Here is a 12048-nt window from a genome sequence, read left to right on the forward strand (position 1 = left end):
AACACCACATATCAATCAGTTTTTCTTTACATTTCAGATATTAATGGTACACCCAACTCCAACTCTTCTAATAATCTCCGCTGACCAAATACATCCTGGGGACTTCCTTCCAGCATTAATTTTCCTCTATCCATCACAAAAACCCAGTCCGCCCACCTATAAACTAAATCTAAATCATGGGTTGCCATCACTAATGTAGTTCCATGTTGGTGAATTTTATTCAGCATTGCTATCAAATTACGAGTCTGTTTAATATCCAGATATGCAGTGGGTTCATCCAACAATAATAACTCGGGTCTTAGTACCATGACATCTGCTATGGAAACCCGCTTTTTTTGTCCTAAACTCAGATGATGAGTAGGTGTTTGTGCCAAATTGGTTAGCTCAAATTCCACTAACACGTCCTCTACCCGTTGTTTAATTTCTGTTACTGGTAACCCCAAATTACACAAACCATAAGATATATCTTCCTCCACAGTAACAGCTACTAATTGTTGTTCTGGATCTTGAAAGACTAATCCAACTTTCTGTCTTAATTCACCTAGATAATTTCGCTTGTAAGTTAACGGTTCACCACGCCAATGCACAACCCCGCCCTTGGGTTTATATAATCCATTAGCTAGTAATAAGAGTGTTGTTTTTCCACAACCATTCTGACCAATCAAGGCACACTTCTTACCTGATGGAATTCTCAATGTTAGACCATTTAAAGCTAATTGTTGAGATTCCATATAACTGTAATATACTTCCTTAAACTCTAGTAGATATTCCACCATTTTACCAAAAATTTAATCCTATTAACACTACACAACCAACTATTGACTCAATCATATATCGCAGTTGTAAACCATAACGACATTGGCGCCAAACCCGAAATTCGCTCACAAAACCTCTTGCTTCTAGTCCCAGAGAAAACTGATTATATTGTTGTAAGCTACGCTGTAGCAGTTGTCCTATCAGTATTGCTAAACTTTTCATTCCCACACCAGCAGTGCGATAACCACCACGGGAAGTTTGTGCTGTCCATAATTCATTGGCTGTGCTCAACAAAATGAAAATAAATCTATACATCAGCAATAATAAGTCCGTTATCAGTATGGGAACCCCTAAATAGCGCAAAATTCCTAGTATTTCTGTAAAAGGAATAGTTAGTATCATAAAGTACACACAAGAAGCGGAAGATAAGGAGCGAGTTAAAATATTCCATGCTTGTATTGTTCCATTATGACTGATATAAACATAAAAATTCCCTAGGGTTATTCCATACCATGAGTCTAATTTGACACTTTCTGTATCAAAAATGCTCACACCATTAACTATGAGCGCTGGTAAACTCATCAAGCCAAAAACTATGGTGAACATCAACAACTGTAAATAAACCTTGGCTGGAATTTTGGCATAAATCAGTGTCCAAATACTCATCCAGATCACAGTTAAAATTTGTACTCGTGGATCACTAGCTAGAGAAATAGCAAGGGTGGTAAACGCAAAAATAAGTTTATGCCATGGTGATAATTTTCGTAATCTATTAGTATAAGATAAGGTATCTATTTGGTGGATCATCGGAAATTATTTTGCTGGCTTATTCTTCAGGTTTTTGCGGTTGGGAACGTCCCTTATATAACCCAATTGCATAACCAACCACTCCAGCTCCCAAAGCTGCTTGTAAAGCAAATAATAAACTTTCTATTTCTCCACTAGGGGGTTCAAACAATGATTTAAACCAAGGTTTATATTTAGGTTGTATTTCAGTAATTAGCTTTTCTGCTTGCTTATCAGCCCCTCCAAATTCACTATCACGAATCAATGTTAGTGGTGTCACAGCTAAAATGACCACACTTACTACCAAAAGCCAGTTACTTAACCTTTTCTGAGACTGATTCATTGCCATCTTCTCCCTTGATTAATTGTAAAAGTTCCAACTCTTGAGGATTATAAGATTGCAGCCAATTCCACACTAGCACGGTTAACAATCCCTCGCTAATTGCTAGGGGAACTTGAGTGATGGCAAAAATTCCGGTAAATTTGACAAGGGAGGCCATAAAACCACCAACTGGTGCGGGAAAAGCCAGAGCAAGTTGTATAGAAGTAATTATATAGGTCAGCAAATCCGCGATCGCAGCTGCCAAGAAAATAGCTATTCTCTCTTTACCGCCAACTTTAATTGTCAAGTTGTATATCCAGTAAGCTGCAAAAGGTCCAGCTATGGCCATAGAAAATGCATTAGCTCCTAGGGTGGTCAATCCACCATGGGCCAGTAACAAGGATTGAAACAATAGTACCAAACTACCCAGGACTGACATTGTTAAGGGTCCAAACAGCACTGCGCCCAGTCCAGTACCCGTAGGATGGGAAGAGCTACCTGTGACCGAGGGTATTTTTAATGCTGACAGCACAAAAGCAAAAGCACCTGCTAAACCCAGTACTAGTTTCAGTTGGGGGTTGGCCTGGGTAGTGCGGGTTAGACTACGTAACCCAAGAATAAAAAAGGGTAATGCTACCACCCACCAAAAAACCGCCCACTCCACCGGTAGAAAACCCTCCATAATGTGCATGGCGTAGGCCGGCTTTGGCAAACCAACTACTATACAAAAACTGGCAATTCCAATTAGGGTTAGATTGCACAAACCCTGTTTTACTTTCACAATCCGTACCTCGCATAATCTATCGGCGAATACATTTGCCTTACTCGATGAAAATACCACAGTTGACATACTACATTGCTTTACTCCACAATGACAAGCTAGTTTCCTAAGGTATAGTTTTACATATTATATTAGATATATATTAGAACCCAGGAAAAGCCATTTAGAAGGATGGCTCCCATTCTTTTGGTGAAATTGACGTTAAACGCTCTATTTAGATTTAATTAGATTTAAACTCAACTGAGGTAAAATTTTAACTACTTGTCATGAATTATAAGCCCCCATTGGATATAACAAAATCACTTTATCAAGCTTGCAACCCCAACAAAACGCTAAATAGTAGCAGTCCAGAAGATAAACAACAGTATATTGATTTTTCCCCAGTTCGCGGACTAAAAATTGTTAACGAAATTAAACGGACTATTACAAGGCTTTCCCCAGATTCGCCCACCTGTCAACTATTTACCGGACATATTGGTGTAGGTAAATCAACTGAATTAATGAGGTTAAAATTAGAGCTAGAAACTGAATGTTTTCACGTAATATATTTTGAGTGTAGCCAGAGTTTGGATTTAGGAGATGTGGATGTTACAGACATTTTATTAGCAATAGCTAAAGAAGTGAGTCACAGTTTAGAAGTTACACAAATTAACCTCAAATCCGGATTTTTCCAGACTCTATTTCAAGATGTGATTGAATTCTTGCAAACACCCTTGGATATTGATTTTGAGGCGGAATTATCTGTTGGTATAGCCAAAATCACTGCTAAAACCAAGGAAAGTCCCAAACTACGTAATCAGCTCAGACAGTATTTAGAACCCCGCACCGCTAGTATTTTACAGTCTATTAATAGAGAATTACTAATCCCTGCTCAAGAGGAGTTAAAAAAGCGAGGTAAGTCAGGTCTAGTAGTAATCATTGATAATTTGGACAGGATAGATAATAGTCCTAAAGCCAATGGTCAACATCAACCAGAATATCTGTTTATTGAAAGAGGTGAACATTTAAAAGCTTTAAGCTGTCACATTGTGTATACAATTCCTTTAGTGCTTATATTTTCCAATGCTTTAGGTAGACTAATTAATCGCTTTGGAGTAGATCCTAAAGTGTTGCCAATGATATCTGTGAAACAAAGAAATGGTGAATACTACTCAGCAGCTATGACACTTCTGCAACAAATGATTATGGTCAGAGCTTTTCCTGGTGTGAATTGGCAACAAGGTCCAGAGAAATTGGCCTTAACCACTAAGATTTTTGATAGTCCCAGAACCTTTGATCGCCTTTGTCAGGTTAGCGGTGGTCACTTACGTAGTATTTTGAAGTTGTTATTTCGTTGTTTACAATCACAGGACGCACCAATTTCTCGTCTATGTTTAGAAAATACCATTAAAGAACAATGTAATCTGTTAAGTTTAGCTATTACACCTGATGAATGGGAACTATTGCGAGAAGTATGGAAAACAAAAACATACAGAGGTGAAGAACAGTATGATATTTTGCTGCGCAGTTTGTTTGTTTTTGAATATCGAGATGACCAAGGTTCTTGGTTTGATATCAATCCAATCTTATTAGAATCCACCGAATTTTCCAGGGATTATAAGGATTAATATCATGAATAATTTGGAGAATTTTGCTAATGATAACCATGATGCAATTAGGAGTATATTGAGGGCTATTAACTTTTCCCAAGGTCAGTTTTCTCTCATCTTTTTGCACTGTAATTGTGTTAGATTACACCAAAAAATAGCAGTAAAATTGCGTAGTAATTATTGTACAAAAATTGAGGAGATCAACCTATCCCCATCAGCTATAAGTCTTTATGATAACATATCAGCAACAATGGTGAATATACAACCCTATGCTGTGATGGTTTTTGGTTTAGATGCTGTTAACAATCTGGACTCGATTTTACAAGTATCAAACCAAATTAGAGAGGAATTCAGCAGAAAATTTGCCTTTCCACTATTTATTTGGATAGATGATCAAGTACTTAGGAGAATTATTAGGATTGCACCAGACTTAGAGAGCTGGAGTACTATTATTGATTTTGACAAACTTGCTAGTAACAAAAAACTTAATTAATGGGGTCCACATGGAATCCCCCTTTAAATTTAGACTTATCTTCACAGGGGATTGAACAGAAATATCGCTCCCCACGCCTCTAATAATATTGGTCTAGCCTACCTCTGAGTCAGAGGGTAAAAATCCATTAGCCTGCATTTTCCATAATTTGTAATAGGTTCCACCCAATGCCAGCAAATCATCATGAGACCCGTCTTCAACAATAGTTCCTTTGTCGAATACCAAAATACGATCTAGATGGGAAATAGTAGACAAATGATGGGTGATCACAATCACCGTCTTATTATTCATTGCCAAATCTAGTGTTTCTTGAATTGCTTTTTCAGTAATAGAATCTAAACTGGAAGTTGCCTCATCTAGAATCAAAATTGGTGCATCCTTTAAAATAGCTCTAGCAATAGCAATCCTCTGTCTTTGCCCTCCAGATAATTTCACTCCTCGTTCACCCACCAAAGAATTATAACCATTCTTCATTTGGGCGATAAAATCATCAGCATAAGCCTTAATTGCCGCTATTTTCACATCTTTATCTTGGGCCTCTAAGCGACCATAACGGATATTTTCTAGTAAGGTTCTATGGAATAGGGAAGGGTCTTGAGGAATTAAGCTAATCTGGGAATGGAGAGCATCCTGGGCCATTTCTCGCACATCTACCCCATCAATAAGAATTTTTCCCGATTGGGGGTCAAATAATCGCAAAATTAAATTGACAAAACTGGATTTACCAGAACCAGAAAATCCCACTAGTCCCACACGTTGTCCTGGTTTGATTGCCACAGAAAGATTTTCAAAAACTTTTTTCTCTTGAGAATAACTAAAGTTTACCTGGTGAAACTCAATCCGTCCTTGGGAAAATTGATGGGTAAGTGCATGCTCTTTATCAATTAATTCATGAGGTTGAACTATTATATGAACTCCACTGGCTACATTACCAATACATTCAAAAAATTCAATGAGCCTGCGACTTAAGTTTCTCACCTCACTGAGGATTAACAATGACAAACTGGTTGCTACAACCAAATCAGCTGCTGTGATTAATCCCCTACTCCACAAAGATATAGAATAATACAAGGTACTAATTTTAAGAATTGCAGCAGAAACATATTGAAACCAACGAATTCTTTCTGCGTACCAATTACACTTTCTTACTTCCTCGAGTTCATATTTTAACTGATCATTTAAATACTTCCTTTCAAAGTCAAAATGGGCAAATAATCTGGTGCTACTAATATTTGTTACAGCATCAACAATCAATCCAGTAGTGTTACCTTTAGCTAATGCTGCGCTGCGGGAGTAAATTTGACAACGGGTGGCTAACCAAAAGGAAATGGTTATAAAAAAAATCGCCCATGTACCAACTAATATTGCTAGGAGAGGATAAGTACGATAAAGCAAAATTGTGGATACAATATACACACTTATTAACGGTATAAATTCGGTAATCAGCCCGTTCATTGTTTGAGTAACACCTAAAGAGGTTTCACTGATACGATGTGCTAATTCTCCCGCAAAACTACTGCTTAAATAACGATGGGAATGGTATTGTAAATAAGCGTACAAAGATCGGACAATAGAATGCCGATGAATTGTATACAGAATACTTTGCAAAAAACCTGATGCACGCCCAAAAACTACTTCACCAATACTGAGCATAATAAATAAAGTTAATGGTTGTTTAATAACTTCAAAGATTTGCTCACTATTTGAATGAGCTACTGTGACACTACGAATAATTTCTCCTATGGCATAGGGTAACATAATTCCACAGGTAGCATTTAATATCTCCAAAATTACCATTGCTACATACCACCAGCGAAACTGGTTGATAAAATAACAAACAAATCTGAATGGTGTACTGGGCAAATTTGGTGCATCAGATGCACGCTGAAAAGAATGCCAAGGTCTTACATTTTCAGAAAGTACTTCTTCCTGTACTGATTCCCCTCTTCCCGCTAAAGTATATGTTGAATTGGGCACATCCATCCTTTATCCTTATATATTAAATGAGGTAAGTAGTGCCAATAGAGGAATTATGGGCTTGGGCACACGAAAGATTCTACAGCACTCGAAACTCTCTAATTAGATAGTAAACAAATTTTGCAGAACGTAGGATGGGTTGAGGAACGAAACCCATCCTACAAATAATTGTGCCTCCCTTTAACTAATACGACGACCTGCACAAGTAGTTGATATTAACCGTGGAACAATACCATCGTCACAAACAGTAATAAAATCAGCTCGTTTGCCAACTTCTAAACTACCTCGGTCATGGAATAAATCAATCGCTTGTGCAGGATTACTAGTAAATAATTCCATACACTCATACAAGGGCTTACCAGTCTTTTTGGCAATGATAAACATGGCTTGTAATAAACTTTGAGGCACATAATCAGAAGAAATTACATCCACTAGGTCTAATAAGACTAAATCCATGGCCGATACATTCCCAGAATGAGAACCACCCAAAACTAGATTGGGGGCACCCATTAAAACCTTTAATCCTAAACTGTGGGCTTTACTTGCAGCTTCTACAGTGGTGGGAAACTCTGCTAAAACTACTCCATCCTCTACCGCTTCTTGCACATGGTCGACTGTGGCATCGTCGTGACTAGCTAGGGCAATTTTACTTCCCCTAGCTAGCTCCACTAGGGAATGACGGTTCTTCTTGCTATATAATTTGTGCCTTTCTTGTCTTGTTGTGATGAACTCTTCCATTTCTGGTGCTGTTACTCCATGTTTACCCATGTAGTATTCTTTGAATTTTTCTAGTTTGATAAATTGTCGCTGTCCTGGTGTGTGGTCCATAAGGGATATCATAAGCAGTAAGGAGTTGTGAACATATTCCTCGGTAATTTGATAAACTTCTGGATAGGCTAATTCACAGCGTAAGTGAATATAATGGTCTACTAAAAATCTCTTATCTGCTTTCCCTTGGCAAATGACATTGATCATCTGATCATAGTTCTTTAAACGTGGTGATTTAGGATTAACATCACCAATAGCAATGGCATCACAAACTGTGGTTACTCCTGCGCTGGCTAAGTCTCGGTCATGATAGATAGCTGCTGCTTCTAAAGGCCAGCGAATTCCTGGACGGGGAGACATACATCTTTCTAGATTATCTGTATGTAGTTCAATCAACCCGGGTATGAGATATTTCCCCTCCCCGTTGTCTCCTTTATTTGTTATCCCCGGTTGAATATCAGCAATCTTGCCATTGCGTACTGTGAGAGTACCTAAAATCTCTTCCTTGGGAAGTAGTAACCGATAGTTGGTGTAAATCTGCTCATTCATTGACAAATAACTCCCTATCAAAAAGTTTTTTGGCTGTGTTTGTGCCGAGGTATTTCCCTTGATTTATGTTATGAAAAATACCAATCAAGGCGCATCCTTTATTCTTCCGCTCTTCTAACAGTTCCATAACTATTTGGCAATTGTGAGTATCTAAAGCTGAGGTTGGTTCATCTAAAAGCAAAATAGGAAAGTTCACGACTAATGCTCTAGCTATATTCACTCTCTGCTTTTCTCCCCCAGAAAATGTGGTGGGGGACAATTGCCATAACCGTTCAGGTAGATGAAGACGATGAAATAATTCTTTTACTTTTGCTAAAGCTACTGTTCGTTCCTCTCCTAAATCTAATAACAGTTCCGCTGCTACTTCTATGGCGGGGATTCGGGGAATAACCCGCAAAAACTGACTTACATATCCAATGGTTTTTTGCCTCACTGCTAAAAGTTCATGGGGCGCAAGTTGACATAAATCAACCCAATTCTCCTCATGCTTGACCCAAATCTCCCCACTATGGGGCCTGTAATTACCGTATATACATCTAATTACAGTGGATTTACCGGAACCAGATGGACCAGATAGGGCTAGGGATTCACCCTGATTTAATTGAAAGGAAATTCCCTGGATTACTGGTAAGCTAACTCCTCCCTGTTGGTGAAGGATAAAGCTTTTGCCTAAATTAGTAACTTGTAAAATGGTTTCCGGAGATCGATAATTCATTGATGGGGTGTAAATACTCATGGTGTCAGAGCAGCACTCACTAATAGTTGGGTGTAGGGATGTTGAGGGTCATCTAACACTTGGTCTGTTAATCCTGACTCCACTACTTTTCCTTGTTGCATTACTAGCAACCGATGAGCTAGTAGTCTGACTACCCCTATGTCATGAGTCACTAAAATTACACTCAAATTAAAATTTCTAACGAGCGATCGCAATAGATCTAGCAATCGAGCTTGAACTGACACATCCAGTCCACCGGTTGGCTCATCCATGAGAATCAACTGTGGTCTAGTTACTAACACTCTAGCTAGTTGTAATCTTTGCTGCATGCCTCCTGAAAAAGTGGTGGGTAGATCATCCAAACGATGTGGATCAATCTCTACTTCTTGTAACCAGCGTGTCGCTTCCTGACGAATTTGACTATAATTACGCACCCCTACATCCAACAGTCGTTCACCGATATTAGCTCCAGCACTCACCTGCATGCGTAAACCATCTCGGGGGTTTTGCTGGACAAAACCCCACTCAGTACGCATTAACCGTCGGCGCTGATATTCGGCAAGTTCCTGAATTTTTAAATATTGCTCTTGACGATTTTTGTAAATTATATTGCCTTCGTCTACGGTAATATGATGGGCGATCGCTTTGAGTAAGGTAGATTTACCGGAGCCTGACTCTCCCACAATGCCCAGGACTTGTCCTGAGTAAAGATCAAAAGAAACACCATCACAAGCGGGAATCACTCCGAAGGATTTACGGAGATTGTCTACCTGTAGTATAGGTTGTATGGATTGCATGGTCAATTTTTTTTCCTCCGTTGCTGTTGACAGTAATCCGTATCTGAACAAATCCACATTCTGCTTCCAAGATCATCAATAAGTACCTCATCTAGGAAACTTTCCGTGGAACCACATAACTCACAAGCATGGTTCCACTGCTCTATGCTAAAAGGGTAATCTTCAAAATCAAGACTTTTTACCCTAGTGTAAGGAGGCACAGCATAAATGCGCTTCTCTCGCCCTGCTCCGAACAATTGAATTGCGGGATTAAGATGCATTTTGGGATTATCAAAACGTGGTATGGGGCTAGGACTCATTAGATAGCGGTCTTCCACAATTACAGGATAGTCATATCCTGTAGCAATATGACCATATCTAGTAATATCCTCATAAAGCTTTATATACATTGGTCCATACTCTTCCAGGGCGTGCATTTTACGACTTTCCATGGTAGAAGGTTCCAACCAGCGTAAAGGTTCAGGAATGGGGACTTGATACACGAGAATCTGTCCTTCCCGTAGGGGGGTTTCGGGGATACGATGACGTGTTTGAATTAAGGTAGCTAGTGCAGTTTCTTCCGTGGTTTCCACGGCACAAACCTTGCGGAAAAAGCGGCGAATATTCACAGCATTAGTGGTGTCATCTGCTCCCTGGTCAATGACCTTGAGAACATCATTTTGACCAATAATAGCGGCTGTAAGTTGAATTCCACCTGTTCCCCATCCGTAGGACATAGGCATTTCTCTGGAGGAGAAAGGAATTTGATGTCCTGGAATAGCTACTGCTTTGAGCAGGGCTCGACGAATGGAACGTTTTGTTTGTTCATCAAGGTAGGCAAAGTTAAAACCTGGGTGTTTGGTTGATATTGACATTAGAGTTGTTGGGATAAGTTCTGTGATTTTTGTCGCATTTGACGAATTAGATTCAATTCGGCCTGAAAATCAATGTAATGGGGTAATTTCAGGTGCTGAACAAACCCTTGGGCCTCCACATTGTCAGAATGGGAAAGAACAAATTCAATATTCTGAGCTGGACTATCTACAGATTCACCCAATTCCTTGGCCCGCATTGCTCTATCCACCAGGGCCATAGACATAGCTTTACGTTCATTGTATCCAAAGGTAAGTCCGTAACCACGGGTAAATTGGGGAGGTACGTGTTTACTTCCCTTAAATTGATTCACCATTTGCACTTCTGTAATAGTAATGTCAGTAACAGAAATTTCAAAGCCCAATTCTTCTGGAAATATAATTACCTCTACCTCTCCCATGCGAATTTCCCCTGCGAAGGGATGATTCTTACCGTAACCGCGCTGAGTAGAGTATGCTAGGGAAAGTAAAAACCCCTCATCCGCTCGTGCTAGATTTTGTAGTCTTGCATCTCTGTTAGCTGGGAAGTTCAAAGGTTGACGAGTCAAATCAAAAGGTATTTGTGGTTGGGTCGCTCTTGGTTCCGACTCAATTAATCCCTCTTTATCCAAAGTCTCCATAACTAGGGGGAAAGACTCTGGGGTAATACTAGTTTCCGATGGTGGAGGAACTTCATTTTCTGCCAAGAGTTTAAAATCTAATAGTCGATGGATGTAATCAAAAGTGGGTCCTAAATTTTGTCCTCCGGGAATATCCTTAAAAATAGAAGAAATTCGTCTTTCAATTTGCATTGTGCCTGTATTCAGGGGTTGGGTATAGTAGAAACGAGGTAGGGTGGTCCGATAGGCCCTAACTAAAAAAATTGCCTCCACTAGGTCGCCCCAAGATTGTTTGATAGCTAGTGCGGCCAATTGTCTGTCATATAAGCTACCTTCACACATGACCCGCTCCACAGCCAAGGTCAATTGTTGTTCAATTTGCTCACTGGTGATCTCAGTAATATTTATATCACCCCGTCGTCTGCTGTGTAGTAATTTTTCGGCATTTTCAATTGCCTGCTCCCCACCTTTTACCGCAACGTATGGCATATTTTTCCTCCAGTTGGATTGGTTTGATTGGATTAATAGGATGGGTTTCATATTAAACTCAACCTACGTTCATCTTAGTTTAGTTTTGCTTATCCTTCTCCCCTTACCATGGTAAAAAAGTTGACTTTAGTAGCAGCAGTTTGCCGTTGTTTCCTGTGTTGTTGTTGAGCTAATGATTGTTGGATCGGTAAAATCACAGTGGTGTGAACTTGATCATGCCAGAGAGCAGTTTGCAGCAAAGCATCACATAAAGCTGCTAATTCCGCATGACGTTGGGAACGCCCCCCAATATAACCAAATCCACTGATGGGCAAACCATTTACCATATCCTCTAACTGAACTACACAACGTGTGATGGTCATGTCTCCTAGGTTAAAAGCTTCACCTGTGGCCCCAGCACGTCCTTGAACCATTACCAAACCAATTTCTGGTTTGCGCAAGAAAGTATAATTAGGTAGTTGGTGGAAGTTGCTGACTAAAGATTCTATTAAATGTTCTAATTGTTGTAATTCAGCCCTAGCTAGGGTTGATATCCAACTTTGTCTTTCCGGAATGGTAAACATACTTAGATATTGC

General features: G+C 39.4%; 13 protein-coding genes. 2 read left to right on the forward strand and 11 right to left on the reverse strand.

The genetic code is table 11. The features are described from left to right. Positions 1 to 26: 26 nt before the first annotated feature. The 4 genes from IAR63_RS13695 to IAR63_RS13710 are packed head-to-tail and all read right to left on the reverse strand — an operon-like array spanning position 27 to position 2714. Complete coding sequence (locus tag IAR63_RS13695; protein ID WP_187705643.1) at positions 27 to 776, reverse strand: energy-coupling factor ABC transporter ATP-binding protein; 750 nt, start codon at positions 774 to 776, stop codon at positions 27 to 29. Between the two features lies 1 nt (position 777). Then, complete coding sequence (gene cbiQ / locus IAR63_RS13700) at positions 778 to 1563, reverse strand: cobalt ECF transporter T component CbiQ (RefSeq protein WP_187705644.1); 786 nt, start codon at positions 1561 to 1563, stop codon at positions 778 to 780. 19 nt (positions 1564 to 1582) lie between these two features. Then, entirely contained in the window at positions 1583 to 1885 is a 303-nt protein-coding gene (locus IAR63_RS13705) for an energy-coupling factor ABC transporter substrate-binding protein (RefSeq protein ID WP_187705645.1), read from the reverse strand. Continuing rightward, a complete protein-coding gene (locus IAR63_RS13710; RefSeq protein WP_235678276.1) occupies positions 1857 to 2714 on the reverse strand; it encodes an energy-coupling factor ABC transporter permease in 858 nt (285 codons plus the stop codon). The genes IAR63_RS13705 and IAR63_RS13710 overlap by 29 nt, the downstream gene beginning before the upstream one ends. A 197-nt stretch (positions 2715 to 2911) precedes the next feature. Between IAR63_RS13710 and IAR63_RS13715 the strand changes: the two genes are divergently transcribed. Both IAR63_RS13715 and IAR63_RS13720 read left to right on the forward strand, forming a co-directional pair. Beyond that, positions 2912 to 4252, forward strand: coding sequence for an ATP-binding protein (locus tag IAR63_RS13715; RefSeq protein WP_187705646.1), 1341 nt, complete (start codon positions 2912 to 2914; stop codon positions 4250 to 4252). A gap of 4 nt (positions 4253 to 4256) precedes the next feature. Then, the gene (locus IAR63_RS13720) at positions 4257 to 4727 is read left to right on the forward strand and encodes a hypothetical protein (protein ID WP_187705647.1); all 471 of its coding nucleotides are present in this window, start codon (positions 4257 to 4259) and stop codon (positions 4725 to 4727) included. Positions 4728 to 4820: 93 nt separating this feature from the next. On the opposite strand, the gene IAR63_RS13725 is transcribed toward IAR63_RS13720, so the two are convergent. The 7 genes from IAR63_RS13725 to phnG all read right to left on the reverse strand — a co-directional run bounded on the left by IAR63_RS13725 (position 4821) and on the right by phnG (position 12035). After that, complete coding sequence (locus IAR63_RS13725; RefSeq protein WP_407927161.1) at positions 4821 to 6590, reverse strand: ABC transporter ATP-binding protein; 1770 nt, start codon at positions 6588 to 6590, stop codon at positions 4821 to 4823. Positions 6591 to 6884: 294 nt separating this feature from the next. After that, complete coding sequence (phnM, locus tag IAR63_RS13730; RefSeq protein WP_187705649.1) at positions 6885 to 8021, reverse strand: phosphonate metabolism protein PhnM; 1137 nt, start codon at positions 8019 to 8021, stop codon at positions 6885 to 6887. Next, the gene (gene phnL / locus IAR63_RS13735) at positions 8014 to 8757 is read right to left on the reverse strand and encodes a phosphonate C-P lyase system protein PhnL (RefSeq protein ID WP_187705650.1); all 744 of its coding nucleotides are present in this window, start codon (positions 8755 to 8757) and stop codon (positions 8014 to 8016) included. The genes phnM and phnL overlap by 8 nt, the downstream gene beginning before the upstream one ends. Continuing rightward, positions 8754 to 9533 (reverse strand): phosphonate C-P lyase system protein PhnK, encoded by a 780-nt coding sequence (gene phnK, locus IAR63_RS13740; RefSeq protein WP_096545350.1) that lies wholly within the window; start codon positions 9531 to 9533, stop codon positions 8754 to 8756. The genes phnL and phnK overlap by 4 nt, the downstream gene beginning before the upstream one ends. 2 nt (positions 9534 to 9535) lie before the next feature. Continuing rightward, complete coding sequence (locus IAR63_RS13745; protein WP_187705651.1) at positions 9536 to 10387, reverse strand: alpha-D-ribose 1-methylphosphonate 5-phosphate C-P-lyase PhnJ; 852 nt, start codon at positions 10385 to 10387, stop codon at positions 9536 to 9538. Further along, positions 10387 to 11472, reverse strand: a complete 1086-nt coding sequence (locus IAR63_RS13750) for a carbon-phosphorus lyase complex subunit (protein ID WP_187705652.1) — start codon at positions 11470 to 11472, stop codon at positions 10387 to 10389. Before IAR63_RS13750 ends, IAR63_RS13745 begins: the two co-directional genes overlap by 1 nt. A gap of 89 nt (positions 11473 to 11561) precedes the next feature. Continuing rightward, positions 11562 to 12035, reverse strand: a complete 474-nt coding sequence (phnG, locus tag IAR63_RS13755; protein ID WP_187705653.1) for a phosphonate C-P lyase system protein PhnG — start codon at positions 12033 to 12035, stop codon at positions 11562 to 11564. Positions 12036 to 12048: the final 13 nt, after the last annotated feature.

Source organism: Cylindrospermopsis curvispora GIHE-G1, from assembly GCF_014489415.1.
Classification (GTDB): Bacteria; Cyanobacteriota; Cyanobacteriia; order Cyanobacteriales; family Nostocaceae; genus Raphidiopsis; species Raphidiopsis curvispora_A.